Here is a 25,370-nt window from a genome sequence, read left to right as displayed (position 1 = left end):
AACTTGGTATGTCCCAACTCAGGATGCTTTTACTTCTCTCGCAGATCTGTAAAAGCTGTGGGGTTACTGTGAGTATTCCCGGCGGAAATGGTGGGTCGTGCTGGATTCGAACCAGCGACCAATTGGTTAAAAGCCAACTGCTCTACCAACTGAGCTAACGACCCTTTTCCGTGCCTCGATGTGAGGAGCTGCGTATCTTACGGATCTATTCTGAAAAGACAATACCTAACCCGAAAAAAAATCTAACAAATTTAAGGAGTTAGGTATTCCCCTTGAAAATGACACCAACTGACAATCAGCTGGCATACACCGTGGGGTCCGCCAGGCCCGCATCGGCAAATCCCACCGCACGCAGCCGACAGCTATCGCAGCGGCCACAGGCCGCACCATCGGGGCGCGCTTGGTAACAGGATACCGTCAAACTGTAATCAACCCCAAGACGGGTTCCCTCAAGCACGATATCCGCCTTGCTCATCTGCATCAGCGGCGCTCTTACAGAGAGCTTGTGCCCCTCTACCCCAGCGCGGGTGGCGAGGTTGGCCATTTTCTCATAGGCCTCGATATATTCCGGACGGCAGTCTGGATAGCCGGAATAGTCCACCGCGTTGACGCCAACAAAAATATCCTGGGCTCCAAGAACCTCGGCCCATCCCAGGGCAATAGAGAGAAATACTGTATTGCGAGCCGGCACATAGGTGACCGGAATTCCGCTGGTTTCCTCTTCTGGAACCTCAATACTGTCATCGGTCAGGGCTGAGCCGCCGATCGAACGCAGATCGAGTTTCACGACCTTGTGTTCTACCGCACCGAGATCGGCCGCGACGCGCTTCGCAGCCAACAATTCAGCTTCATGGCGCTGACCATAATCGAAACCCAGCGCATAACATTCGTAACCCTCTGCACGCGCCATGGCGAGTACCGTGGCCGAGTCGAGGCCACCGGACAGCAAAATTACCGCTTTCTTTGCAGTCATCTCTTCCTCAATGTTTCTATTCACAATCTCCGGGCCAATCAAACACCCGGGATATCTCCCCACAGCAATTTGTGCAGCTGCATCTGCATGCGCACCGGCAGGCCATCGGCCAAAATCCACTCCGCCAGTTGTCGCGCGGGCAACTGCTCATAGCTGGGGGAGAAGAGCACCTCTCCTACTCGCTCCGGTAAGCGATACTGATCCAGGGTAAATCTGGCCCACTCATAATCCCCCCGATCACAGATCACAAACTTGATCTGATCGTCGCGGGTGAGCAGCTGCATATTTTCCATGCGATTGCGGTGTTGCTCCCCAGAGGCCGGGGTTTTCAGATCCACAACCCGTGAAACTCTAGGGTCCACCTGATCCACCGGCATGGCGCCACTGGTCTCAAGTGATACCGAATAACCGGCGTCACAGAGGGCTTCCAGTAGAGGTAGACAATTGGGTTGCGCCAGGGGCTCGCCTCCTGTCACGCAAACATGACGCGCGGGGTGGCTCTGCACCTGCAGTAATATCTGCTCCAGGGTCATGCGCTCACCGCCATAAAAAGCGTATTCCGAGTCGCAATAGGTACAGCGCAGCGGGCAACCGGTCAGGCGAACAAACACCGTTGGCAGGCCACTTTCTCGCGCCTCCCCCTGGAGGGAGTAGAAAATTTCACTAATTCTGAGTGATTCTTTAGACAGATTGGTCATACACACCCGACACAAAAACGCCCGGATGGCACATGCCATCCGGGCGCGGGATCATAGGCTTTTTCTGATCAAAAAACCAGCGACGCTCACTATAGAACAGAAGAGCAGGGCTACAGCCCTAGCTCTGTGCTAGAAGTTCTCCTGGAGATACTTCTTAGCCAGGTTCGAGGCGCGGGCATCACTCCCCGCCACCTGCTCCAGCAGGTTACGGGCTTTCTGCTGATCTCCCAGCTGGTGGTAAACCGTACCCAGCTTATAGCGGCCGTCCCATACTTTATTGGAGTTGGGGTAGCCGTCCAGCAGCGCCACGAACCATTCGCGGGCCTCCTCCAGGTTCCCCTGTACCAGCGCTATCTCACCCAGCCAATAATTGGCATTGGGGGCGTACTGACCATTGGGAAAGTCTTGCAGCAAGCTCTTGAATTCAGCGCTGGCACCGCCGTAATCGCCATTGCGGGCCAGACCAAAACTGGCCTGGTAGCGGTCGCGCTCACTCTTGCCGTCCTTTGGCCCCTGGGGCTTCGGCGGCATGGCAGAGCCTCCCCGTACAGAAGCGCCACCACCACCTTTGACGGGCGGCTGTGCCGAGGGCTGTACCGATGGTTGGACAGATGGCTGTGCCGAGGGCTCGGTGCCGCTCAGGCGCGCAATGCGCCGATCCAGATCCATGTAATCCTCGGTGCGCTGCTGCTTGAGACGCTTGATCTCGTGGCGCAACTCCTCAACCGTTCCGCGCAATTCACGCACTTCCTGCTGCAGTACCTGCATCTGGTAGTAGGCCTCGGCCTGGGGGTTGGTCTTTGCTTTCTGGCTGGAGGTGGTAGCGCGGGCGAGGTACATGTCCTCGGCACCTGTGCCACTAGAAAGGGGGGATTGTTCCTGGCTACTTGTAGACAGGTCGACAATCGGGGCCTGGGAGAAGACGGGCGATGCCGCAGCCATTACGGCTGCGGCGATCGCCAGTTTTCTAATCGTAAAAGCCATTGGCATCCATTTTGACGATTAGTTAATAACAACGCGACGGTTCATCGCACGGGCAGCTTCGTTAGAGCCCATTTGAGCCGGACGCTCTTCACCGTAGCTGATCACTTCCAGGTTAGCTGCATCTACGCCCTGCAGTACCAAAAAGTCGCGTACGGCATTGGCGCGACGCTCACCCAGAGCCAGGTTGTACTCGCGGGTGCCCAGCTCATCAGCATGGCCTTCGAGGCGAACAGCAGAGGTATTGCCGCGCATACGGTCGGCGTGACGGATCAGCAGTTCACGGGTTTCCGGCTTCAGCAGGGATTGGTCGAAGTCGAAGTAAACTACATTCTCCAGAGGAGCCATGGTTTCACTCTCATCGACAACAGTGGTTTCAACCTGGGTATCAACCTCGGGCTGGGTGTACTCCTCGCCGCTGCTTTTATCGCTGTTAGTATTGCTACAACCGGCCATTACAGCCAAAACACAGGCCAATCCCAGTCCCGTTTTTACTGATTTCAACATAAGCTACTCCGCTTTTAGTGTTATCGAAAATCCTGAAAGATTTTTTTTAAGTTGGTCTTATAAATACCCTACGCCCCAGAGCGCTGGGCCCCCTCCTCAATCAAAGTATGGCGACCATGCCGGTTCCCGGACATCGCCTCTCTGTGAGGGTAAGTTGTACTTCACCCCGGCATCCAGCGATACCGCAGCCAGAATGCCCTTGTCTCCGCGCTTGGTTGCGTACATCAGCATGGCTCCATTCGGGGCGATGCTGGGGGATTCGTCCAGGGTGGTCTCCGTAAGGACACGCATCCTGCCCGAGTTAATATCCATCGTGGCGATGGTAAAGGTTCCCCGGTTGCGATGTACCATGACCAACGTCTTCCCATCAGGAGAAACTCGCGGCCGCGCATTGTAGTCGCCATCGAAGGTTAAGCGGTCGACTTGGCCAGTGGCAAGAGTCAATTGATAAATTTGTGGCTTCCCTCCCCTATCTGAGGTGAAAACCAGCGATTTACCATCCGGCATCCAGTTTGGCTCGGTATCAATGGAGAAGTGTCTGGTCATGCGAGTGAACTTGCCGCTCGCCAAATCCAGAACATAGATCTCCGGGTTGCCGTCCTTGGAGAGCACCATAGCCAACTTGGTTCCATCGGGAGACCAGGTCGGTGAACTATTGATGCCCTTGAAGTTGGTCAGCTGTTTGCGCTCGCCGCTGCGCAGATTTTCGCGGAAAATCGCCGGGCGGCCGGTCTCGAAGGAAACGTAAGCCAGCTCCTGGCCGTTAGGCGACCACATTGGCGACATCACCGGCGCGCTGAAGCGGCGGATCTGCTTGGCACGCGCTCCATCAATATCGGAACGCATCAGCACATAGCTGGGCTTACCCCCGCGACTCTCCTCCTGCACGTACACCATTTCGGTGGAGAAGGCGCCACGTATTCCGGTAATGGCCTCGAAGATTTCATCTGCGGCGCGGTGGGCGATATCGCGCAGCTGGGTCTGGCCACCGCGCACCTGCTTGGTGAACATCTTGTGCTGGCCGAATACGTTAACCAGGTCAAAAGTCAGCAGATAGCCGGAGGCCTGGGGCTCTATACGGCCAGTAACAATGTATTCGGTGCCGAGAATACGCCAATCGCGGAACACCACATCTTCCGGGGTTTTCGGAAAGGACAGCATGTCCTCCTTGGGTACCGGAGAAAAAAGACCACTGCGGCGCAGGTCGGCGGAAATAATCCCGGAGACATCTTCTCTAAGGACACCACCGCCCGACCAGCTAAATGGAGATATCGCGATCGGCGTGGGGTCATCGATTCCGCTGGTGATATCCACCACCAGCTGGGCGCGAGCCCCCAGGCTGACCGAGGCGATTGCAATAATGGCGACTGTCTTCAGTAAACTCTTGATCATTGGCGCAGATCTTCGACTTTAAAGTTCAAAATTGTGGTGCGGACTTCCCGCTCGAATATCACCGGCTCTTCCCGGGCCAACTTGGCCACTTCCGGGAAAACTTCCACCCGGCGGATAGCAGTGAGTACCGATCGATCCAGGGCCGCATTACCGCTGCCCTCGACGATATTAGTTGCCACCACCCGGCCAGTGGGGACAAAATTTATTTTTACCTTGGTCAACATACCGTTGCGGGCGCTCGGCGGGCGGCTCCACACCGCTTCAATTTGCTGCTGGATGGCCTGGGCCACAGACATCACCGCCTGCTGTCCCTCATTGGCATCAAGCAGCTCTTGCTCATCCTCTAGCGCTTCATTAAAAGAACTCTCCCGCTCTTTGGCCAGCTGTTCCTCGAGTTCTTTTTCCTTGCGCTCTTTCTCTTTGCGCTCCTTCTCGCGACGAGCCTTTGCTTCCTTAGCCTTGCGATCGGCCTCGGCTTTGGCCTTGCGTTTTTTCTCCGCTTCCTGCTTTTTCTTTTGCTCCAGGGCCGCGCGGCGTTTGCGCTCCACCTCGGCCTTGCGTTTCTGCTCAGCCTCGCGCTGGGCGCGCTGCTGAATTTTGTCTACTTTCTTGGGCAGTTTCTTCTTTGGTGTCGCCGCCTCGATAGTTACCAGCTTGGCCTGCACAAACTTCGGCATCGGCTTGCGCTCAGGCATACTGCTGGCTTCCCAACCAAAGGTCATAGCTGTGATCAGCGCTCCGTGTAACAGGAGGCTGATCACTATCGCCAGTACGTAAAAGCCTTTATTCACCGGCACCCTACCCCTGCGGTGGCTCTGTCACCAGACCGACACTGGGCGCACCGGCCTGCTGTAGCTCGGTCATGGCATTGACGATCAGACCGTAGCGGGCCTCAGTATCGCCCCATACCAGCACAGGAGTTTTCGGCTTCTGCCGCAATACCTTAGCCACCGTCTCCTTGATCTCAGTGAGAGGCTTGGCCTCCTGCTCATCGCTACCCAGATTTAGGTAATAGGTGCCATCGGCACGTACCGAAATAATCAGAGGCTCCTCGTCGGTGTCCTCCATCGGCGCCGAGGGCGCGTTTGGCAGGTCCACTTTGACTCCCTGCATCAACAATGGTGCCGTGACCATGAAGACAATTAGCAGCACCAGCATCACATCGATGTATGGCACCACATTGATCTCGGAGACCAGCTTTTTCTTGGTTCCCTTGCGAAACACACTCATAGGGTTCGCCTACTCACTACTCAGCCGGAGTGCACTTTGCGGTGCAGAATAGAGGAAAACTCCTCGGCGAAAGTTTCGTAGCTGGACAACAGCCACTCCGCCTTGGCCGAGTAGCGGTTGTAGGCCATCACCGCGGGAATCGCCGCGAACAAACCCATCGCCGTAGCCACCAGTGCCTCACTGATACCGGGGGCAACCGTGGCAATGGTGGCCTGATGCATAGTGGCGAGGCCGCGGAAGGAATTCATAATCCCCCAGACGGTACCGAACAGACCGATATAGGGGCTAACAGAGCCAACTGTCGCCAGGAACGGCAGGTTCATCTCCACCTTTTCCTGCTCCCGGGACATCGCTACGCGCATGGCGCGCTCGGTGCCTTCCATAACCGCTTCCGGGCCACTGCTGCCCTGCTGGCGCAGGCGGGTAAACTCAGTAAAACCTGCGCGAAACAGGGACTCAACCCCGTCGGTCTTGCCTTTCTCGGCGCGCTCATTGCCTTCGCGGAACAGTTTGTTTAGGTCCGCGCCGGACCAGAAGCGGCGCTCAAAGTTATTGAGTGCGCGCTTGGCCTGGGACAAGTAGAGCCCGCGCTGGATAATCATGACCCAGGACACCACAGAAGCCAGTAACAGCAGCAGCATAACGAGCTGTACTAATAAGCTGGCGTTCTGGATTAGCCCCCAAAGAGAAAGTTGTTCACCGGCGTTCATCTTCTTAAATAACTGCCTTTAATGCTGAATAAATGGGTTCCGGCAGGGCACAGGGCCTGCGGTTGTCGTCAGCGACACAGGCCACTTTGACCACACCTTCGCAAATTAGCTCATCGCCGCGCCAAATTTTTTGTTCAAAGGTCACGGCGGCACGGCCCAGTTTGCCAATCGCCGCAGTAGCGCGCAATGCATCGTCGAGACAAGCCGAGCGACGGTATTGGACCTCGGCGGAATGTACCACCAGCAACAGCCCTTCCTGCGGCATCGCCGGCTTATCATACCCGAGGGAGCGCAGCAGTTCTGTGCGCGCGCGCTCCATATACTTTAAATAATTCACGTAATACACGATGCCGGCCGCATCGGTATCTTCGATATAAACCCTTACCGGAATACCGAACTCTTCCTTCATTGAATTTCCCTCACTTCCACGGTCACCCAGCTCAGCAGCATAGAGAGCTGGGTCATCAGCTGATTTTATCCGGCTTGGGCAGACCAAAGTGTTCGTAAGCTAGCCCGGTAACCACTCGCCCACGGGGCGTCCGGGCAATATAGCCCTGCTGAATCAGGTAGGGCTCCAACACATCCTCCAGGGTATCCCGCTCTTCGCTCACGGCAGCGGCGAGGCTATCCACCCCCACTGGACCGCCATCAAACTTCTCGATCATCGCCAGCAGCATGCGCCGGTCGAGGGAATCAAAGCCTTTTGCATCCACATTGAGCATATTCAAAGCGGCATCGGCAATATTTGAGTCCACTGCCCCATCGCCCTTTACTTCGGCATAGTCGCGCACACGGCGCAACAACCGGTTGGCAATCCTCGGCGTGCCGCGGGCGCGGCGCGCCACTTGTAAGGCGCCGCCTTCATCCATTTCCACCCCCATCAGCCTGGCGGAGCGGCGCACGATACTGGTGAGATCTTGCACGTTGTAGAATTCCAGCCGCTGCACTATGCCGAAGCGATCGCGCAGGGGCGAGGTGAGCAGGCCCGCTCTGGTGGTGGCCCCCACCAGAGTAAAAGGTGGCAGATCCAGCTTGATGGAGCGCGCCGCCGGTCCCTCGCCGATCATAATATCCAGCTGGTAATCCTCCATGGCCGGATACAGGACCTCTTCCACATGGGGGCTAAGGCGATGGATTTCATCGATAAACAGCACATCCCCCGGCTCCAGGTTGGTCATCAACGCAGCCAGATCACCGGCCTTCTCCAGTACCGGCCCCGAAGTGGTCTTGATCGCCACTCCCATCTCTGCGGCAATAATGTTGGCCAGGGTGGTTTTGCCCAAGCCCGGGGGGCCAAATACCAAAGTGTGATCCAGGGCCTCTTTGCGCAGTTTGGCCGCCTGAATAAAAATCTCCATCTGCTCGCGCACCACCGGCTGGCCCACATAATCGGCCAAGGCTTTGGGGCGCACGGCGCGGTCATACTGCTCTTCCTGCCCCGTGGGCCCCGCAGGTTCGGGGGCGACCAAACGATCGGCTTCAATCATCGCAACAACTCCAAGCCACTCGGTTTAGGCGGGCGCCATGCCTTTTAAGGCCAGACGTATCAAGGCGGCACTATCGGCTTCGGGCTGTTCCTTACCCGCGCGAGCTACCATTTTGCTGGCTTCGGTGGGTTTGTAACCCAAAGCCACCAGGGCGCTCTCCGCTTCGCCTGCGTGGTCTACTTTCGGTGCGGCAGCCGCAGCCATCAACGGGATATCGTTGGCATCGCCGAAATCCGGGGTCAACTTATCGCGCAACTCAACAATCAAACGCTCGGCCGTCTTCTTGCCAACACCTGGCACCTTAACCAGGGCCGCGACATTATCCTCCGCCACACAGCGCGCCAGGGCCGCACCATCGAGGCCGGATAAAATCGCCAGGGCCATCTTGGGCCCCACACCACTGACTTTGATCAGAGTGCGGAACAGCTTGCGATCGGCATCGCGAATAAAGCCATAGAGCTGCTGGGCCGTTTCTGAAACTGCCAGGTGCGTATGCACCTGGACCGGCTGCCCAAGCGGAGGCAATTCAAAAATTGTGGTCATGGGCGCGAGTACTTCGTAGCCCACACCCTGCACATCTATCAGCAACAGAGGGGGCTGAACCGCGGCCAGGGTGCCACTCAATCTTCCAATCATGGTGTTATTCCAGGTTTATCTATCGCTGCCCACAGTGAGGACGTGAGGAGCGGGATTTTGTAGAGTTCGCTAAACGCTGAGGCGGCCGCGGCGAAAACGACTGCGCGCTCCACCGGCGGTAAATAGCAGGGTCTGCTCCGTGTGCATATGGCACAGGGCCACGGCGAGCGCATCGGCAGCATCCTCCTGGGGAGTCCCCGGCAAAGACAGCAGGGTTTTGACCATGTGCTGTACCTGCAGCTTGTCGGCCGCACCACTGCCCACCACCGCCTGCTTGACCTTGCGCGCCTCATACTCGGCCACGGCGAGGCCGCTATTAGCCCCCGCCACTATGGCGGCACCGCGTGCCTGCCCCAATTTCAGGGCTGAGCCCGCGCTCTTCGACATAAACACGTTTTCAATGGCCATCTGCGCCGGCTGGTATTGCTGGGCGATCTGAGTAACCGCATCGAAAATAAGTTTTAAGCGTTCGGGTAAAGGGCCCTCGGGAATACGAATCACCCCACTGGCCACATAGCGGGCAACACTCCGCTCTACATCAATAATTCCATAGCCCGTTTTGCGCGAGCCGGGGTCAATACCCAGGATTCGGGTCAAGAGGCGTTCCCCAAATATCTGTATGTTTATATAGTGGTGGGAGTGTCCCAAGGTGGAGGCAAAGCGTCAAGGGAGATCGCAGGCTGAGTCGAAAAAGCGGGTATTTGGAAAGGTTTTTTGGAAAGGGGGTTAAGGTAAGCCTGGGGCAAGCAGCGCCCACCCCGGCCGCGGCTGGGTCTTAGCCCAACTCTTCCATCACCTCTTCGGGAATATCCGCGTTGGTGTAGACATTTTGTACATCATCGAGATCTTCCAGCATCTCGATCAGAGCCAACACTTTCTCCGCGCCCTCTTTATCGAGCGGGATTGTGGTGGACGGGATCATGGCGATTTCGGCGCTGTCCGGGGTGAAGCCCGCTGCTACAAGAGCGTCTTTCACCGTAAGGTAATCCTGGAATTCGGTGGTCACTTCCACACTGCCATCATCGTTGGTCTCGATATCCTCAGCACCCGCTTCCAGGGCCGCCTCCATCAGGGACTCTTCATCCACGCCAACGTCGTAGAACATCTGGCCTTTACGGGTAAATAGGTAGCTTACGGAACCGTCGGTGCCCAGGTTGCCCCCACGCTTGGAGAAGGCGTGGCGCACTTCAGCCACGGTGCGATTGCGGTTGTCAGTCAGGCACTCCACCAGTACCGCTACACCGCCGACACCGTAACCTTCGTAAACCACGGCCTCATAGTTATCACCATCGGCATTACCGGCACCGCGGGCGATGGCTTTATCGATGGTGTCGCGCTTCATGTTCGCGCCCAGAGCCTTATCGATAGTTGCGCGCAACGTCGGATTATCGTCCGGGTTTGGGCCCGCCTTTGCAGCCACGGTCAGTTCGCGAATAATCTTGGTAAAAATCTTGCCCCGCTTGGCATCCTGAGCCGCTTTGCGGTGCTTGATATTGGCCCATTTACTATGTCCGGCCATGTTCCGTCTCTCTTCAGTCAGTGCGTGGAATGGGCCAATAAGCGAAGCGATATGCCCATCACCACGATTTGATGGGCTCGCTTCGCTCGGCCCACCGGGGAAAATTAGCTAATTTTTTCTTCTTTCTGGCGCAGGCGAATACTCAATTCGCGCAGCTGCTTGGCATCCACAGCGCCCGGAGCATCGGTCATGACACAGGCGGCACTCTGGGTTTTGGGGAAGGCGATCACATTGCGAATGGAATCGCTGCCGGTCATCAGCATCACCAAGCGATCCAGGCCAAAGGCCAGGCCACCATGGGGCGGAGCACCGTACTTCAAGGCATCCAGCAGGAAGCCAAACTTCTCGCGCTGCTCTTCTTCATCGATACCGAGAATACGGAATACCGCCTGCTGCATCACCTGGTCGTGGATACGCACAGAACCGCCGCCCAGCTCGGTGCCATTTAGCACCATATCGTAAGCTCGCGACAATGCGCCCAGCGGGTTCTGCTCCAGCTCTTCGGGACTGCAGGAAGGCGCGGTGAATGGGTGGTGCAGTGCGGTGAGGCTGCCGTCGTCGTTTTCCTCAAACATTGGGAAGGCCACTACCCATAGGGGCGCCCACTCGCTGGTGTAGAGATTGAGGTCCTCACCCAGCTTGCAGCGCAGTGCACCCAGCGCTTCGGAAACAATCTTGGCGGTATCGGAGCCAAAGAAGATGACGTCGTCATTTTCCGCCTGCAGGCGATCGAGAATCGCTGCGCGAGTTTCCAGCGGCAGGAATTTTACGATGGGAGATTGGAGGCCATTCTGCAGATCGGAGCGATCGTTGACCTTGATATAGGCCAGGCCTTTAGCGCCATAGATGCCAACAAACTTGCCGTAATCATCCAGCTGCTTGCGTGTCAATTTCTTACAGCCGCCCGGCACCTTGATTGCTGCCACCCGCCCCTTGGGGTCGTTGGCGGGACCGGAGAATACCTTGAAGTCCACTTCGGTCATCAGGTCCTTGATCTCTACCATTTCCAGCGGAATACGCAGATCCGGCTTGTCGGAACCGTAACGCAGCATGGCCTGGTAGTGGGTCATGCGCGGGAACTCGCCCAGCTCAATCCCCTTCAATTCCTTAAACAGCTTGCGCACCATGCCCTCGGTGATCGCCATGATCTCCTCCTCGTCGAGGAAAGAGGTCTCGATATCGACCTGGGTGAATTCCGGCTGGCGGTCGGCGCGCAGGTCTTCATCGCGGAAACATTTGGCGATCTGGTAGTAGCGATCGAAACCGGACACCATCAACAACTGCTTAAACAGCTGCGGAGACTGTGGCAGGGCGAAGAATTTGCCCTCGTGGGTGCGGCTCGGTACCAAATAATCGCGCGCACCTTCTGGAGTGGCGCGGGTCAGGATCGGGGTCTCGATATCGAGAAAACCGTGCTCGTCCAGATAATTACGAATCGCCGTAGTGAGCTTGGAACGGAAATACAGGTTGTTCTGCATTTCATTGCGGCGCAAATCCAGGTAGCGGTATTTGAGGCGTACGTCCTCACCCACTGCGGTGTGTTCATCCAGCTGGAAAGGCACCGTCTCGGCAGTATTGAGAATTTCCAGCTCGGTGCCGTAAACCTCGACTTCACCGGTCACCATATTCGGGTTGAGGGCTTCGGGGGCGCGGGCGCGCACACGGCCGGTCACCTTGAGGACATATTCGCTGCGCACGCGATCGGCCATTTCGAAGTGCTCGGCCGCATCCGGATCGAATACCACCTGAACAATACCCTCGCGGTCGCGTAGGTCGATAAAGATTACACCGCCGTGATCGCGGCGGCGGTCGACCCAGCCACAGAGGGTTACTACACGGTCTATGTCCGCGGAACGAAGGACGCCACAGTAGTCGCTGCGCATGGATGAAAATTCCCGTTATCGATAGGTAAAAAGGTTAAATAGAGAGTACACCGCACTGGCGGCTCCGCACAGCGGGTTTAAGCCGTCTTCGCCGCCTTTGCAGGCTGGCTATTTTTGGCCTTGGAGCCATTGGCGGCATCACCGGCAAGATTTTTCTTGCTGCCGGTCTTAAAGTCCGTCTCGTACCAGCCGCCGCCCTTGAGGCGGAATCCCGCTGCTGAAATCTTCTTTTGCAGCTCGGCCTTATCGCAGGCTGGACAGTCTCTGAGCGGATCATCGCTCATGCGTTGCAGGGCCTCCATCTCGTGGCCACAGGCATTGCACTGGTATTCATAGATCGGCATGACTTAGTACCCGATGCTGGAAAAAGGGGGACAGAGTATACATGAGCCCCCCAAAGGGAAGAAGCAGACACACCCTTTTAGCCTTTGTAGAAGGGGTTTGGGGTCTCAAATTGGGTAAGAAGTAAGGAAAAAGCACTATTTTTCTAGTATTTTCCCGTGCGGCCAAACAAAAACTATATATACTTCCCCCCATCACCCGCTGAGACGCCGTTTTGTGGATGCAGCGCAGCGGGAGACCGAACACATTTTTACCGGATATACACCGAACAACAAAGAAGGAAGTAAGCCATGGCAATCGCCAAGAAAGCTGCCAGCAAAACCGCTGCCGCCAAGAAGGCTCCAGCAAAAAAAGCCGCTGCCGCTCCAGCCAAGAAAGTAAAAGCGATCAAAGATAAGTTCACCAAAACCCAGATGCTGAACCAGATCGCGGAAAATACTGAGCTGTCCCGCAAGCAAGTTCAGTCTGTTCTGGACGAGCTGAGCGATATCATCGAAGGCCATATCAAGAAGCGCGCTGTAGGCGAGTTCTCCCTGCCGGGCCTGATGAAAATCACCACTGTGAAGAAGCCGGCTAAAAAAGCCCGCAAAGGCATCAACCCCTTCACCGGTGAAGAAACTGTGTTCAAGGCGAAGCCCGCCAGCATCCAGGTAAAAATTCGCCCGCTGAAGAAGCTGAAGGAAATGGCTGAGTCCTAAGACTCCCCTGCCCCAGGCACAAAACCCCGCAACTGCGGGGTTTTTTTATAGGCCGAAAACACTATTTTCTGGTGGCCTTAGGCCCGCCTTTATGTACCCGCTACAAAGTCTTTTCATCTCCTTATTCTCTGTTTCAGCAGGGTGTCACTTCCACACAAATAACAGAGCCCAGGCGGGAAGCTATCCGGCAATATTTATTAGCGGGTGAATAGCGTAAAATAACCAGCTTACCGATAATTGAACCCAGTTTATTCCTATGCGCGCATCCCGTTACCTCATCGCAACCCAAAAAGAAACGCCCAACGACGCGGTAGTAATCAGCCATCAGCTGATGCTGCGTGCGGGCATGATCCGACGCCTTTCCTCCGGCCTCTACACCTGGCTGCCCACCGGCCTGCGCGTACTGCGCAAAGTAGAGCGTATTGTGCGCGAGGAAATGAACAATGCCGGCTCCCTGGAAGTGCTGATGCCGGTGGTACAGCCGGCGGAACTCTGGGAGGAATCCGGCCGCTGGCAGCAATACGGCCCTGAACTGCTTCGCATCCAGGACCGCCACAACAACGATTTCTGCCTGGGCCCAACCCACGAGGAAGTGATCACCGATTTGATCCGCAACGAGATCAAGAGCTATAAACAGCTGCCGGCCAATTTCTACCAGGTACAGACTAAATTCCGCGACGAAATTCGTCCGCGCTTCGGTGTGATGCGCGCGCGTGAGTTCACCATGAAGGATGCCTACTCCTTCCACGTGGATGCGGATTCCCTGCAGGAAACCTACGACATCATGCACGGCGCCTACTGTCGCATCTTCGACCGTATTGGTCTGGATTACCGCCCCGTGCTGGCGGATACCGGCTCTATCGGTGGTTCCAGCTCCCATGAATTCCACGTCCTGGCACAAAGCGGTGAAGACGATATCGCCTTTTCCACCGGGTCCCGTTACGCCGCCAATGTCGAGCTGGCCGAAGCCGTGGCCCCCGCCGGTGAGCGCGCAGCGCCCAGCCAGGAGATGCAGGAAGTACACACGCCCGGACAAAAAACCATTGCCGATGTCAGCGAATTCCTAAACAGTGATCCGGCCCACTCGGTAAAAACCCTGATCGTGCTGGGTGAATGCGAAGAGGGTGAAACCGCACCGCTGGTTGCGCTGGTATTGCGCGGCGACCACGACCTGAACGAGCTGAAAGCAGAAAAACTGGCCGGCATCGCCAGCCCACTGCAATTCGCCCCAGAGCAGCGCATCGCCGAAGAACTGGGCTGCAATATCGGTTCTTTAGGCCCCGTCGGCATGAAGGTCGAAACCATTGTGGACAGAGCCGCGGCGCACCTGGCGGACTTTATCTGTGGCGCCAACCGCGACGATTACCACTTCACCGGTGTGAACTGGGACCGCGACGTGGAACTCGGCCGTGTGGAAGACCTGCGCAATGTCGTTGCCGGCGACGCCAGTCCAGATGGCCAGGGCACCCTGGAAATCAAGCGCGGTATCGAGGTCGGCCATATTTTCCAACTGGGTGACAAGTACAGCCGCGCCATGAACGCCACCGTACTCGATGAGAACGGCAAGGAGCAGGTTATGCCCATGGGCTGTTACGGCATCGGTGTATCCCGTATTGTCGCCGCTGCTATCGAGCAAAACCACGACGACTCCGGCATTATTTGGCCTGATGCCATAGCGCCCTTCCAGCTGGCAATTGTGCCCATCAATATGCACAAGAGCGATGTGGTGCGGGAAAAATGTGAACACCTGTACGAATCCCTGCGCAGCAAAGGCGTTGATGTTCTGCTAATGGATGAACCCAAGGCTCGCCTGGGCGGCATGCTCGCAGATGTCGAGCTGATCGGTATCCCCCACCGCATCGTCATCGGCGACCGCGGCCTGGAGAAAGGCATTGTGGAATACAAGGGCCGCACCGATGCGGAGAGCCAGGAGTTTGCGGTATCGCAATTGGAAGAAGTGCTGCTGGAAAAGTTTGGCAAGCGCTGATCTGGCAATGAGATAGGTAATTTTTACTCTATCTCAAAACCCTCTCGGTGAAATACCAACGCAGCAGGCTAAGTTCGTTGGTATTTCACAGCCCCATTCGATCCAGACACACCTCCCTGCACAGATTTGAGCAAAAGGTCCATAAAAGGCGCTACCCAATCTCCTTGGATCTCGTAAAATTCCCTGCATGATAAGAAAAGCTATAACTGCACTGGGGCTCAGCCTGATCTGTTGCAGTGCGATATCCCAGGCCAACACCAAGCATGTTGATCCAGAGCTGCGGCTCGCCCTGCGCGAGGCCATCACTCAGGCGGACAGCTTTGCCGATCGCTTTGATGCGGAGGTGTGGCTGATGTCAAAATCCCAGCCCCTGGCACGCTATATCAAAGACCCGAAAAGACGTATGCATGTCCTAAAGGCAGTGCATCGCGAGGCGACCCGAGCGGGTTTGCGCCCGGAAATTGTTCTGGCGGTAATCCAGATCGAAAGTGCCTTTAACCCCTACGCGGTCTCTCGAGTAGGGGCTCAGGGCATGATGCAGGTAATGCCATTTTGGAAAAAAGAAATCGGCCGACCCGATGACAACCTAATCGATATGGATACCAATCTGCGCTACGGCTGCACCATTCTCAAACACTACATCAAAAAGGCCAAAGGCAATCTGGCCAACGCCCTCGCCTATTACAACGGCAGCTATGGCCGCCACACCTATAGCAGCAAGGTCCTGGATGCCTGGGCCAGCCGCTGGAGATAGACCGTGACCTCCGGCTATTTATTTTTTTCTGGTGGTGCCTGCGCACTACTGTTACTGGCTGCAACCAAGGTTTCCGTCAATCACCGGCGACTCGCTGCAGGGCGTTGGCTGATATTGGTTTTGATCGGTGTAATCTGCTATTTGCTACTGCCAACGCTCCCCCCTCTTACCGGGTTAATGGCGCTGCTGATTCACCTACCGGTGATCCTGGTGCCCGCCGCCTTCTGGTTGTTTACCCACCTGCTCTGTCGCGAGGAAGAGCCCTTTCCGCATTGGGGTTGGGTTCCTATCGGCCTCTCCATCACCTTTAGTATTGCCGCCAATCACGCGCCAATCCCACTAAGCGCCAGTGCCGAGGAAGTCTTTTTTAACTTGTCCCAATTCACCCGCCTGGGCCTGATCGGCCTCGGCATGCTCACCCTACTGGGGCAGTTTCAATCGGATTTGGTGGAAGAACGCCGCCGCCTACGGGCCATACTGTTGATCGCTGTAGGTACCTATATGCTGATCGTCATTAGCGCCGAATCCCTGTTTGCCTATCGCCCCGTCCCCAATGGCGTGCCAACCCTGCATGCTCTACTCGCCAGCTTACTATCTCTGGCAGCCTGTTTATGGCTACTGGCACTGTCACCCAGCGCCCTAGGCGACTCTCTACCAAGACCACCAACGGATATCCCTGCAGAGGAAATCCCCCCTCCGACACCTGTGCCAACCCTGGATGAGCAGCAGCAGATGCAACTGGTTAAATTGCAAGCGCATATGCAAGGTGGCGGCTATCGGCACACGGGACTAACTATTCGCGAACTAGCGGAACAGCTACATACCCGTGAGCACCTGTTGCGTACCCTGATCAACCGCCATTTGGGCTATCGCAACTTCAACGAATATCTCAATCAATTTCGCATCGATGAGGCCAGCGCCCGCCTGGCCGACCCGGAACAGGCGCATCTGCCAGTGCTGACCATCGCCCTGGATATCGGCTACCGATCACTCAGCCCTTTCAATGCCGCCTTTAAGCGCCGCCATAACCAGACCCCGACTGAATACCGCCGCGAAAAACTACCCGCCTGAATGGGCAGCGGTTCGGAATTCGTCAGCATTATTTCGCTTTCCGCAAGCCACCATCAGTAAATCTCTCCAGACTGGGAACACTAGTGCACCAGCTAGCCATGCGAGTAGCACCTAGAATCCCAATAGACTCTGGATACCCAGTGCCTCCTCCTGACTGCGCCAACGAAATGGATGGTGAAAAATATGGAATTCCTCGCGGATGTGGCTCATTACGGAACCACCCACTTTAAATTGACCTTATTTCGCTATGTATTGGCCGCATCTGTAATGAGTATCTGCGCGAGCTGGCTGTTTCGCGCCTGGATGAACCGGCGCCGCATCCAGAAGCGCCGAGCGAGCTGGGGGGACATTCGCCGGGAAGTGAGCTACTCCATGCTGACCGTCTGCATTTTTACCCTCTTCGGTATCAGCATAAATTTGCTCCAGGATATGGGAATCGCCAAGCTGTACTGGAATTGGAGTGATTACCCACTGTGGTGGGGTATCCTGAGCCTGCCCGTAGTTATTTTGCTGCATGACGCTTACTTCTACTGGACCCACCGGGCAATGCATCACCCGAAGTTGTTTAAGCACTTCCACAAGCTACACCATATGTCGCGAACCCCTACCCCCTGGACAGCCTATAGCTTTTCCGTGGGTGAAATTTTTATCAACGGGCTCTTCTCACCGCTAATTGCTCTAACAATCCCATTGCACCCAAGTATCTGGCTTAGCTTCCTTTTCATTATGATTTTCCGCAATGCCATGCTGCATACAGGACGGGAGTTCCACCCGCGTGGCTGGGTAGACGGTGTTCTGGATAACATGACCACCACCACCCATCACGATCTGCACCACCAGCGCTTCCAGGGCAATTACGGCTTTTACTTCACCTGGTGGGACCGATTAATGGGCACGGAATTTAAGGATTACAAAGAAGTATTTCGTCAAGCTGTAGACGGCAAACTACACGGCAAGCAACCAATGGAAACTGATAAAGTGGAGCTGCGCCCCAGCGATAGCAGCTCCGGGAAAATTACCGCTTGATCAGTTGGTTTACTTAAATCACTGGCTTTCAAAGTAGAGTGTCAACGGTAGTGTTATCAGGCTAATAAAGGAGGTGGCTACCACCATAGCCGAAGCAACTCCTCCATCACATCCATAGCGCTTCGCCAGTACGGCGGCAATGGCCCCAGAGGGCATTGCCGCCTGCAAAACCAATAGCTCTCTCTCGATATGTGGCAGCTTAATTGGCATTGCCAGAGCCCATGCCACCATAGGCTCTGCCACTAACTTTAACAGGACGACCACCAGGATCAGGCCCGCCAGTTGACGCACGGCGATAGGGCGCAGGGCCAGACCGATACTAAATGCCACTAGCACTATCAAGGATTGTCCGGAAATCCGTAATATATCCTCCAGTAGCTGCACGGTAACATTCCCCTGAGGCAGGCCAAATAGGGAAATAACCGTGCCTAAAACCATCGTGATAAAAATAGGCGACACGAAAAAAGGTTTACAAGCCTGCCAGACATTGGCCTGCTCACCTTCATCCCGCCCGAAATAAATAGCCACTGCAACACCGATAGTGAATACCGACAGGAGTGCACCATATTCACCAATGAGGACACTATCCCGCATTACCAGAGGGTCATCATGAAAAACCCGGCGAATGAGCGAGAGCCCTAAGGTCGAAGAGCCGCCAAAACCTGCAACCAGAACAATGGAGCCAAGGGTCTTGCGCCCCAGCCCCATCAATTTGCCCACAATCCAGGCAGGTACCATGATTGCGATACTGACAATAAATAGGGCGAGAGCTGGAAGAAGAGCCTGAGAGGAAAAAGGGACTTTAATCAGGCTGTGTAAAATCACCGCAGGCAGTGCAAAGTCCGTTGCCAGGCGTCCAAAAACCCCCTGCTCCGCCACAAGAATCACCCCGCGGCTGCGCAGCCAGATCGCGCAGGCACAGAGCGAAACCAGGATAACCAGAGCTTCCACCAAACTTTGGAATTGAGACATTACCCATATCCATCAGTGACATGATGCGGCAAACACCAGGCCAGTGCCTTAGAGCACAGACCGGACTTCTCTCAGTATTAACGCGAAAAGTAAGAACCGCTCACCGACGAAAGTCACCAGTTAACAGAAATAAGGGGCAACTCAGTATTTGGCAGGTTTGGATTAATGTCCGTGTTGCAGGGGGAGCCAACGGGATTCCCGATAGCAGTAGAGCCCCCAAAGCACCATAACCACTTCCAGGGCAAAGAACAGCAAATTGCGCTCATCAAAGCTACTGCTAGCAAACATGCCAAAGAGGCGGCCAGCCGCAAATCCAATATAGGAGATCGCAAGAGAAGCATAAGCCGCCCGACGATGGGGGCGCATGGCCAGGGCTACGAGCAGGAGTACGGCTATGGCCAACATAAAGCCGGCATAAGTTGCGAGAAATTCAGGTACCGCTGCAGGGGAGGAAAAGGTAAAACCGACGGCCGCAGCAAAAGGCTCCGGGTTAAACAGGGCCCCGAGACCTATAGACGCAAAAATTAACAGATTGAGAGTCAGGTAGACCCGCCCTAAATATTTCAACTGCCACTCCCCTGCACCGGCGATGATTACCAGCCCCTGAATAGCAGCCTTTCCAACCACAGTCGCTGCATAGAAGCCTGTCTAAAGTATATATGAGGTTGCAGCCGCCACTCTTCCAATTGAGCCACCAACTTCACAAAATGGGCAGAAAAGGGAGGTAAGTCCACTATATTCCTCTCCATTGCATGCTTTCAGCCCATTGGCAGCCGGGTCTATTTGAAAGAGCGCTCCACAGTGAATGACTAAAACACTAGGGAAATCCATCAGATAGCCTGTACTGAGTCTTCCTTGCTAACAGAAAACGCCACAACTAACACGCTTGTACAAGAACGCGAGACTGACCGCAATAAAATTGTCATATTCAAGGTGCTAATTGAGTAACTCTCCGCAATCTTTACTCAGCATGGGGGTCACTCACACTCGATTAACCAACAATGATTGCAGCCAGGCCATAGGGAAAAGCAGAGACTGTGAGAAAGGGGTTATAGGGTGAAAAAGACTTGGTGGAAGTAGGCCTCCACAAAGAGCTAATACTACTTCTTTAGAGCTCCACATCAGTAATTGCTACTGTGGAAGTCACCTTTGCATGGCAGGGGAATCGGCAGTGGTTTACTTCATTCTCCACTGCCAATTCAGGTGCTAGTCCTGAAAGAGCAGCTCCAGGGGATAGCCGGTAAAAGGCTTGGTTTTCTCGATCACCAAATGCGAAGTCATGCGCGAGATGGCCGCCTCCTCATTTGCCAACAGCTGTTCAGAGACCCGGTTGAAGTCCGCCGCATCAGGGCAAATAAAACGCAGCATATAGTCGAACTCGCCGGACATCTTCACACAGGAAATGATCTGGGGGATATCACTGATAATCCGCCGGAAATTTTCACTGGTGCGCGCATCCTGGCGCTTCAGGGCCACATTCACATAAAACTCAGCGTGGCGCACCTTGTCCAGGTTGATCTCGGCGAGGAACTCACGGATATAGCGCTCACTGGTCAGGCGCTTCACCCGAGCCAGGCAAGCGCTCTCCGACAAGCCAATTTGTTCACTCAAATTCAGGTTGCTAATACGGGCGTTGGTTTGCAGAGCCTGCAAAATACGCAAATTATGCCGGTCAATTTTCACGGAACTGATTTCTTTTGAATCTGAAAGGAGGCAAGGATAGCGGTATTCGCCGGAGGCTGAAACACTATAGCCCCGAAGATGAAAAAGCCAGCTCCCCTTTTACACTGCCCGGGAACTGACTACCGCTACCGGGGTTAACTAGCCTGGCGGTTAGCGCAGGTGACGAATCGTTCGATTCTATCCAGAGCGCGTGACAACTCAGCCTCATCGGCTGCGAGCGTCAAGCGCACATGATTTACCGCACTCTCGCCAAAAGGCGCCCCTGGCAAAACCGATACCCGCTCAGCCTCCAGAAGAGCCTCAGCGAATTCCTGACCGGAGCTGGCTACCTCAGAAACATTGACCATCACAAACATACCCGCATCCGGGCTGTAACAGCCAAGCCCCGGAATCTTGCCAATTCGTTCAACAATTAGATTACGGCGACGTTCATAGGCATCACGCATCTGTTTCACGAAATAGGAATCGAACTCCAAAGCGAATGCCGCTGCCTCCTGGATAAACTGAGGGCAGCCGAAGATAGTGGCCCCAGCGAATGCCGCCAGGCGATCTACTAGAGGTCCACGGGCTACCGCCCATCCCAGGCGCCAGCCACTCATAGCATGAGACTTGGACAGGCCATCAATCACCACAATATTGTCCAGAGACTCGGCAGCGGTACGCAGGGAGGTGTGACGGCGCGCGAAAGTGATCATGGAGTACATTTCATCACACACTAACCAGATATCGCGCTCGCGGCAAAAAGCAGCAAGTTCGCGCAGCTGCTCTGGGGTTGCCATAGCACCGGTAGGATTGACCGGAGTGTTGATCATCACCACGCGGGTCTCTTCACTGACCGCCGCCTTAATAGCTTCTACATCAAAAGCAAAATTCTGCTCTGCCGGGCAGGTCACACGCTTCACTGACAACCTGAGACTGTCGCAGATGGGGACATATCCGATATACATCGGTTCCGGGATCACAATCTCCTCACCTGGATTCAACAGGCAGGAAAGTACCGCGTAGATAGCATTGGTACCGCCGGGAAATACCACAACATCATCGGGATTACAGGGGTGGGGTGATACCTTACTCTCGATATCCGCAATGGCTCGGCGCAACACCGGCTCACCGGCCGCGGGGGAGTAATGCGTGCGCCCTACACCTAAGCGAGCACGAGCAAAATCCAGAATTGGCTCCGGTGTATCGAAATTGGGGTCCCCCACACAGAGGAAAATAACGTCCTCCCCCTTATCGGCAAGCTCATGGGCCCGGTCGCTAACGGCCCAGACGTTGGAATCCTCACAGTTCAGAGCTTCACTTTGCAAGCTGAATTGGGGGGTAAAATCTGTCACGTGTTTCACTATTTATCTGCCATTTATGCCCGCTAAGGTAGCAACCATCAAAGTAATCTATGGCGATATATCGGTATGTATTTCGCATTACTCAGGAGTTTCCATAGCCATAACCGCAGAAAATTCTGTGGACATTTGCCTTCAGTGAACCTCCCTATTTGCCTTCAGTGAACCTGCCTATAGAAGGCCAAATAAGATGCTTGGAAGAACCTCATAGAGGTTTCGAGGGGATTTCGGGGGAAATGAATGGCTTACAGTTCCTCTGGCCAACAAATATGACTAATTGGTCAGTCATTTCTGAGCCCCCCCTATCATCCAAGGGGCCATTAAGATTTTCGCTAGGGTAGCGCCTCCTCTGGATAACCTAGCCTAAGTTTAAGCTGCCACTTAGCTAGCATTACCAGCCAAAGCTTAACAATGCTGGCAAGCTGTTTTCCCAGAATAACTGATACCAAAGTACAAAAAAATTTCCCGATAAAATTTTCTATAAGGTAACAGTTCATATAAAACTGTCGGAACAGCGCCAGTGTTACAGCCCAGACAACTCATAACAACCACCTACACAACCACCTACGGCTTGAGCCCGGGCATAAAAGGACTAATAAAAACGAGTTAATAAAAATGAAAAAATACTCAGCCATTTTGCCACTACTTTTACCAAGCCTCGGCTTCTCTACAACTTTTTCAACAGAGGAAAAAAATACTCTAATTAATAAGGTTGCGCATGAGATTTCAAGACAGTATGTACTCCAGGAAAATATTCCCGCAATACGTGAAAGCCTACAAAAAGCCTCAGAATCCGAGGCAATGAAACAGGCGGGAACCCCCAAACGGGTTGCCGAAGTACTTTCAAAAGTACTGGAGAAACATGATAAGCATTTTGGTGTGCGGTGGTATGATCAAAATACCTCCCAAAGCCAACCAAAACACGAAAACTGGTTCACCAAACTGGCCCGAAAAAATTCCGGATTTAACCGCATAGAGGTCCTTGAAGGTAATGTTGGCTATATTGATTTTTGGGGTTTCGATCAAGTCAATGACGCATCACGAAAGCGTGTTGAAGCCGCTATGACTTTAGTTGAAAACACTGATGCCATCATATTCGATCTGAGAAATAATGGAGGCGGTGATGGCAATATGGGTCGTCTGATTAGTAGCTACCTCTTTGACGAGCCGACCCATTTAAACAGTATTTACTGGAAAGCTACGGATAGCACTACTGAATTCTGGACTTTCGAAATCATCAAGGGCAAAAGAATGATCGATACTCCAGTATTTATTTTGACCAGTAAAGATACCTTCTCCGCCGCAGAATCTTTTGCCTATTACCTAAAGCACCTCAAGCGAGCCACCATTATTGGCGAAACAACCAAAGGAGGCGCGAATCCCTGGCAATTTTTCCAACTAGACGACGGATTCGGAGTGGTAATTCCAATTGCCAAGGCAGTAAATCCAATAACCAAAAGTAACTGGGAAGGCACAGGAGTAGAACCCGATATAAAAAGTCTCAAGGAGGACGCGTTTAATATTGGTTACCGTCTATCACTTCAACACATACAATCGTCTACAATCCATCCCGAACAGCTCAAGGAAGTTAAAGAGCAATTAAAACTGGTAGAAACTCACTAAGTTTCATAACGATAAAAGTTAATTTAATAAAAAATAGAATATTATTTTTTCACATAAATAATGGAGTGAATAAGTGAAGGACTGCAAAAATATAAAACATATCGGTATCATTGGCTGCTCCGCTGAGGGAGCAGCCCTTTGCTACAAAACAATTTGTATAGAAAGCGGCAAGTATCTCGGTGAACATGCCCATCCCGAGGTATCTATGCACACTCATTCACTCGCACGCTATGTGGAATATTTGGATTCCAATGATCTTCAAGGCATTAGCGACTTAATGCTCTCATCCGCAGATAAGCTCAAATCCCAGGGAGCCGACTTTCTTATTTGCCCAGATAACACCATTCACCAAGCCTTTGACTATGTAGAGGAAGGTTCTCCTCTACCCTGGTTGCATATTGCCGACAGTGTTATTGCCGCGGCACAAATCGGGGGCTATAGGAAGCTGGGCATACTCGGTACCCAGTGGTTGGTTGAGAGTGATGTTTATCCATCCAGGCTAGAGGGCACAGGCATAGATTGGTTGCGGCCACCCCAGGAGGTCATCGAACGAATTGGATATCTGATAATGAGCGAGCTGGTCAATGGAATAGTTCGAGATGAAACGGTCAAATACTTTCAAGATAGTATCAGTTATCTCAAACAGGCTGGATGTGACGCAGTGATTCTGGGCTGTACTGAAATACCGCTAATTATCAACGATGGCAATTCAGTACTCCCAACGCTAAACTCCAACCGATTGCTGGCTCAAGCGGCTATCCATAAAGCCATAGCCGCCTCTTAATTCTGCCAGCAGCCACAAGAACTATAGTACCAGATTTAATTAGATATAAGTTTGAAGCAGTGACCTCTTACCTTCCAGCCTTATTAACCACTCTTTTGTCTCTAGCTCCCATAAGCGTAACAGCTAAAATCTATAAATGGACAGACGAAAATGGCCAAGTTCACTTTAGTGATAAGAAAATAGAGAGTGTTGAACAAGAGGTTATCAAGCCTAGAAACCACACCTCAAGTTGGTCCCGATATGATATTTCTGTTAAAACCATTGATACCAATCTGAGCAAACAGGAATTAAATAAGATTGTTGCAGACGTAAATCTTGTTTATGAGTTTTACGATAGGGTTCTATTTTTCGATTTTTATAAAACAGTCCCCGTAAAGATATTGATACTTAAGGATGAAAAAGCCTATTACGATTATCTAAGAAAACAAACTGGTAGAGAACCTAGTCGTTCGTATGGGAAATACTTATACAAAGGAAACCAGATAGTCGTTTATATTCAGAAAGATAGGGCCAGAACTTTTCGTACCATTAAACACGAAGTCAGCCACGCAATAACAGATACCGTCACACCCTACGCCCAATCCTGGCTGAATGAAGGTTTGGCCGAGCAAATGGAAACCCTGTCAAAAGTCGAGGGGCAGCTACGAATTACCAGCCACTGGGAAAACTATAAATGGGTAAACCCACCTTTGCGCCATGAGAAACTAATGGAGATAGGTACATTTATTAGGCTACCCAATACAAAGTGGCGTCATGAACAAAGAAATGGGTCAGCCCCATTACAGGCACAGGCGGGGCAATTTATTTACTTTCTATTATCAAAACCAACGGGTAAGAGCTTTGTAATCAGACTCATGCATAAGCTTGAGCGCGGAAATCGTACACACTCCTATTACCTGGTCGATAAAGACTACATTGGTGGGATAAAAGGACTAGAAATCGATTGGAGAAACTGGTTAAGAGGGAAAATTGATAAACATATCACCTTTTAGGATCGACATCCTATGAGGCCTGCATACTAGAATCTAGTTTTGCAGAGAAAACAATAAACTAATTAAAATCGCCGGCAGGTGT

27 protein-coding genes and 1 tRNA gene are annotated in these 25,370 nt (G+C 53.6%); 8 read left to right on the top strand and 20 right to left on the bottom strand.

The features are described from left to right. Nucleotides 1-88: 88 nt before the first annotated feature. From FIU95_RS03600 to FIU95_RS03525, 16 genes are all read right to left on the bottom strand, one after another. Nucleotides 89-164, bottom strand: a tRNA-Lys gene (locus FIU95_RS03600). A gap of 131 nt (nt 165-295) precedes the next feature. Next, nucleotides 296-973: a 7-cyano-7-deazaguanine synthase QueC gene (gene queC / locus FIU95_RS03595; protein WP_152456091.1), complete on the bottom strand. Its 678-nt coding sequence runs from the start codon at nt 971-973 to the stop codon at nt 296-298. A 38-nt stretch (nt 974-1,011) separates the two neighbouring features. Further along, a complete protein-coding gene (queE, locus tag FIU95_RS03590; protein WP_152451571.1) occupies nt 1,012-1,671 on the bottom strand; it encodes a 7-carboxy-7-deazaguanine synthase QueE in 660 nt (219 codons plus the stop codon). A 129-nt stretch (nt 1,672-1,800) separates the two neighbouring features. After that, the gene (locus FIU95_RS03585; RefSeq protein ID WP_152451569.1) at nt 1,801-2,655 is read right to left on the bottom strand and encodes a YbgF trimerization domain-containing protein; all 855 of its coding nucleotides are present in this window, start codon (nt 2,653-2,655) and stop codon (nt 1,801-1,803) included. A gap of 18 nt (nt 2,656-2,673) precedes the next feature. Next, complete coding sequence (locus FIU95_RS03580) at nt 2,674-3,159, bottom strand: OmpA family protein (RefSeq protein WP_152451567.1); 486 nt, start codon at nt 3,157-3,159, stop codon at nt 2,674-2,676. Nucleotides 3,160-3,255: 96 nt separating this feature from the next. Next, the gene (gene tolB, locus FIU95_RS03575; RefSeq protein WP_152451565.1) at nt 3,256-4,551 is read right to left on the bottom strand and encodes a Tol-Pal system beta propeller repeat protein TolB; all 1,296 of its coding nucleotides are present in this window, start codon (nt 4,549-4,551) and stop codon (nt 3,256-3,258) included. Then, nucleotides 4,548-5,342 carry a cell envelope integrity protein TolA gene (gene tolA, locus FIU95_RS03570; RefSeq protein ID WP_152451563.1) on the bottom strand — a complete coding sequence of 265 codons (795 nt, stop codon included), beginning with the start codon at nt 5,340-5,342 and terminating at the stop codon, nt 4,548-4,550. The genes tolB and tolA overlap by 4 nt, the downstream gene beginning before the upstream one ends. 7 nt (nt 5,343-5,349) lie before the next feature. Then, nucleotides 5,350-5,781 carry a protein TolR gene (gene tolR / locus FIU95_RS03565; RefSeq protein ID WP_152451561.1) on the bottom strand — a complete coding sequence of 144 codons (432 nt, stop codon included), beginning with the start codon at nt 5,779-5,781 and terminating at the stop codon, nt 5,350-5,352. 20 nt (nt 5,782-5,801) lie between these two features. Then, on the bottom strand, nt 5,802-6,491 hold the full coding sequence (gene tolQ / locus FIU95_RS03560) for a protein TolQ (RefSeq protein WP_152451559.1): 690 nt from the start codon (nt 6,489-6,491) through the stop codon (nt 5,802-5,804). A 4-nt stretch (nt 6,492-6,495) separates the two neighbouring features. Further along, a complete protein-coding gene (gene ybgC / locus FIU95_RS03555) occupies nt 6,496-6,900 on the bottom strand; it encodes a tol-pal system-associated acyl-CoA thioesterase (protein WP_152451557.1) in 405 nt (134 codons plus the stop codon). 55 nt (nt 6,901-6,955) lie between these two features. Next, nucleotides 6,956-7,978: a Holliday junction branch migration DNA helicase RuvB gene (ruvB, locus tag FIU95_RS03550; protein WP_152451555.1), complete on the bottom strand. Its 1,023-nt coding sequence runs from the start codon at nt 7,976-7,978 to the stop codon at nt 6,956-6,958. 24 nt (nt 7,979-8,002) lie between these two features. Then, nucleotides 8,003-8,614: a Holliday junction branch migration protein RuvA gene (ruvA, locus tag FIU95_RS03545; RefSeq protein WP_152451553.1), complete on the bottom strand. Its 612-nt coding sequence runs from the start codon at nt 8,612-8,614 to the stop codon at nt 8,003-8,005. A gap of 69 nt (nt 8,615-8,683) precedes the next feature. Beyond that, the gene (gene ruvC, locus FIU95_RS03540) at nt 8,684-9,211 is read right to left on the bottom strand and encodes a crossover junction endodeoxyribonuclease RuvC (RefSeq protein WP_152451551.1); all 528 of its coding nucleotides are present in this window, start codon (nt 9,209-9,211) and stop codon (nt 8,684-8,686) included. 178 nt (nt 9,212-9,389) lie between these two features. Further along, nucleotides 9,390-10,133, bottom strand: a complete 744-nt coding sequence (locus FIU95_RS03535; protein ID WP_152451549.1) for a YebC/PmpR family DNA-binding transcriptional regulator — start codon at nt 10,131-10,133, stop codon at nt 9,390-9,392. A gap of 104 nt (nt 10,134-10,237) precedes the next feature. Then, nucleotides 10,238-12,016 (bottom strand): aspartate--tRNA ligase, encoded by a 1,779-nt coding sequence (aspS, locus tag FIU95_RS03530; protein WP_152451547.1) that lies wholly within the window; start codon nt 12,014-12,016, stop codon nt 10,238-10,240. 77 nt (nt 12,017-12,093) lie between these two features. Continuing rightward, nucleotides 12,094-12,360 (bottom strand): FmdB family zinc ribbon protein, encoded by a 267-nt coding sequence (locus FIU95_RS03525; RefSeq protein ID WP_152451545.1) that lies wholly within the window; start codon nt 12,358-12,360, stop codon nt 12,094-12,096. A gap of 288 nt (nt 12,361-12,648) precedes the next feature. On the opposite strand from FIU95_RS03525, the gene FIU95_RS03520 reads away from it, so the two are divergent. The 5 genes from FIU95_RS03520 (at nt 12,649) to FIU95_RS03500 (ending at nt 17,894) form a co-directional block, all read left to right on the top strand. Beyond that, nucleotides 12,649-13,056: an HU family DNA-binding protein gene (locus FIU95_RS03520; protein ID WP_152451543.1), complete on the top strand. Its 408-nt coding sequence runs from the start codon at nt 12,649-12,651 to the stop codon at nt 13,054-13,056. A 256-nt stretch (nt 13,057-13,312) separates the two neighbouring features. Beyond that, nucleotides 13,313-15,043 (top strand): proline--tRNA ligase, encoded by a 1,731-nt coding sequence (locus FIU95_RS03515; RefSeq protein ID WP_152451541.1) that lies wholly within the window; start codon nt 13,313-13,315, stop codon nt 15,041-15,043. A 187-nt stretch (nt 15,044-15,230) separates the two neighbouring features. Then, the gene (locus FIU95_RS03510) at nt 15,231-15,797 is read left to right on the top strand and encodes a lytic transglycosylase domain-containing protein (protein ID WP_152451539.1); all 567 of its coding nucleotides are present in this window, start codon (nt 15,231-15,233) and stop codon (nt 15,795-15,797) included. Between the two features lie 3 nt (nt 15,798-15,800). After that, a complete protein-coding gene (locus FIU95_RS03505; protein WP_152451537.1) occupies nt 15,801-16,868 on the top strand; it encodes a helix-turn-helix transcriptional regulator in 1,068 nt (355 codons plus the stop codon). Between the two features lie 183 nt (nt 16,869-17,051). Further along, entirely contained in the window at nt 17,052-17,894 is an 843-nt protein-coding gene (locus FIU95_RS03500) for a sterol desaturase family protein (protein ID WP_172975309.1), read from the top strand. A gap of 18 nt (nt 17,895-17,912) precedes the next feature. Here the strand turns inward: FIU95_RS03500 and FIU95_RS03495 are convergent, their stop codons facing one another. From FIU95_RS03495 to FIU95_RS03480, 4 genes are all read right to left on the bottom strand, one after another. After that, nucleotides 17,913-18,866, bottom strand: a complete 954-nt coding sequence (locus FIU95_RS03495) for an AEC family transporter (protein WP_152451533.1) — start codon at nt 18,864-18,866, stop codon at nt 17,913-17,915. A gap of 162 nt (nt 18,867-19,028) precedes the next feature. Then, nucleotides 19,029-19,493 carry a DUF4345 family protein gene (locus FIU95_RS03490; protein ID WP_152451531.1) on the bottom strand — a complete coding sequence of 155 codons (465 nt, stop codon included), beginning with the start codon at nt 19,491-19,493 and terminating at the stop codon, nt 19,029-19,031. A gap of 579 nt (nt 19,494-20,072) precedes the next feature. Then, nucleotides 20,073-20,549: an Lrp/AsnC family transcriptional regulator gene (locus FIU95_RS03485; RefSeq protein ID WP_152451529.1), complete on the bottom strand. Its 477-nt coding sequence runs from the start codon at nt 20,547-20,549 to the stop codon at nt 20,073-20,075. Nucleotides 20,550-20,683: 134 nt separating this feature from the next. After that, nucleotides 20,684-21,883 carry a pyridoxal phosphate-dependent aminotransferase gene (locus tag FIU95_RS03480; protein ID WP_152451527.1) on the bottom strand — a complete coding sequence of 400 codons (1,200 nt, stop codon included), beginning with the start codon at nt 21,881-21,883 and terminating at the stop codon, nt 20,684-20,686. Between the two features lie 621 nt (nt 21,884-22,504). On the opposite strand from FIU95_RS03480, the gene FIU95_RS03475 reads away from it, so the two are divergent. The 3 genes from FIU95_RS03475 (at nt 22,505) to FIU95_RS03465 (ending at nt 25,288) form a co-directional block, all read left to right on the top strand. Then, nucleotides 22,505-23,512: a S41 family peptidase gene (locus tag FIU95_RS03475; protein WP_152451525.1), complete on the top strand. Its 1,008-nt coding sequence runs from the start codon at nt 22,505-22,507 to the stop codon at nt 23,510-23,512. Nucleotides 23,513-23,585: 73 nt separating this feature from the next. Next, nucleotides 23,586-24,296: an aspartate/glutamate racemase family protein gene (locus FIU95_RS03470; protein WP_216646299.1), complete on the top strand. Its 711-nt coding sequence runs from the start codon at nt 23,586-23,588 to the stop codon at nt 24,294-24,296. Nucleotides 24,297-24,355: 59 nt separating this feature from the next. Continuing rightward, on the top strand, nt 24,356-25,288 hold the full coding sequence (locus FIU95_RS03465) for a DUF4124 domain-containing protein (protein ID WP_152451523.1): 933 nt from the start codon (nt 24,356-24,358) through the stop codon (nt 25,286-25,288). Nucleotides 25,289-25,370 lie beyond the last annotated feature (82 nt).

The organism is Microbulbifer sp. THAF38, from assembly GCF_009363535.1.
Lineage (GTDB): Bacteria > Pseudomonadota > Gammaproteobacteria > Pseudomonadales > Cellvibrionaceae > Microbulbifer.
Note: the sequence above shows the minus strand (reverse complement) of the source record. Positions and strands in the feature narration are given on the sequence as shown.

What these genes read in the sequence shown, in the direction of transcription:
- tolR (WP_152451561.1), bottom strand. Translation starts at nt 5,781, where the DNA reads ATGAGTGTGTTTCGCAAGGGAACCAAGAAAAAGCTGGTCTCCGAGATC.
- ybgC (WP_152451557.1), bottom strand. Translation starts at nt 6,900, where the DNA reads ATGAAGGAAGAGTTCGGTATTCCGGTAAGGGTTTATATCGAAGATACC.
- FIU95_RS03580 (WP_152451567.1), bottom strand. Translation starts at nt 3,159, where the DNA reads ATGTTGAAATCAGTAAAAACGGGACTGGGATTGGCCTGTGTTTTGGCT.
- tolQ (WP_152451559.1), bottom strand. Translation starts at nt 6,491, where the DNA reads ATGAACGCCGGTGAACAACTTTCTCTTTGGGGGCTAATCCAGAACGCC.
- FIU95_RS03585 (WP_152451569.1), bottom strand. Translation starts at nt 2,655, where the DNA reads ATGGCTTTTACGATTAGAAAACTGGCGATCGCCGCAGCCGTAATGGCT.
- ruvA (WP_152451553.1), bottom strand. Translation starts at nt 8,614, where the DNA reads ATGATTGGAAGATTGAGTGGCACCCTGGCCGCGGTTCAGCCCCCTCTG.
- FIU95_RS03535 (WP_152451549.1), bottom strand. Translation starts at nt 10,133, where the DNA reads ATGGCCGGACATAGTAAATGGGCCAATATCAAGCACCGCAAAGCGGCT.
- FIU95_RS03475 (WP_152451525.1), top strand. Translation starts at nt 22,505, where the DNA reads ATGAAAAAATACTCAGCCATTTTGCCACTACTTTTACCAAGCCTCGGC.
- FIU95_RS03525 (WP_152451545.1), bottom strand. Translation starts at nt 12,360, where the DNA reads ATGCCGATCTATGAATACCAGTGCAATGCCTGTGGCCACGAGATGGAG.
- ruvB (WP_152451555.1), bottom strand. Translation starts at nt 7,978, where the DNA reads ATGATTGAAGCCGATCGTTTGGTCGCCCCCGAACCTGCGGGGCCCACG.
- FIU95_RS03500 (WP_172975309.1), top strand. Translation starts at nt 17,052, where the DNA reads ATGGAATTCCTCGCGGATGTGGCTCATTACGGAACCACCCACTTTAAA.
- FIU95_RS03515 (WP_152451541.1), top strand. Translation starts at nt 13,313, where the DNA reads ATGCGCGCATCCCGTTACCTCATCGCAACCCAAAAAGAAACGCCCAAC.
- FIU95_RS03495 (WP_152451533.1), bottom strand. Translation starts at nt 18,866, where the DNA reads ATGTCTCAATTCCAAAGTTTGGTGGAAGCTCTGGTTATCCTGGTTTCG.
- tolB (WP_152451565.1), bottom strand. Translation starts at nt 4,551, where the DNA reads ATGATCAAGAGTTTACTGAAGACAGTCGCCATTATTGCAATCGCCTCG.
- aspS (WP_152451547.1), bottom strand. Translation starts at nt 12,016, where the DNA reads ATGCGCAGCGACTACTGTGGCGTCCTTCGTTCCGCGGACATAGACCGT.
- FIU95_RS03520 (WP_152451543.1), top strand. Translation starts at nt 12,649, where the DNA reads ATGGCAATCGCCAAGAAAGCTGCCAGCAAAACCGCTGCCGCCAAGAAG.
- queE (WP_152451571.1), bottom strand. Translation starts at nt 1,671, where the DNA reads ATGACCAATCTGTCTAAAGAATCACTCAGAATTAGTGAAATTTTCTAC.
- FIU95_RS03510 (WP_152451539.1), top strand. Translation starts at nt 15,231, where the DNA reads ATGATAAGAAAAGCTATAACTGCACTGGGGCTCAGCCTGATCTGTTGC.
- queC (WP_152456091.1), bottom strand. Translation starts at nt 973, where the DNA reads ATGACTGCAAAGAAAGCGGTAATTTTGCTGTCCGGTGGCCTCGACTCG.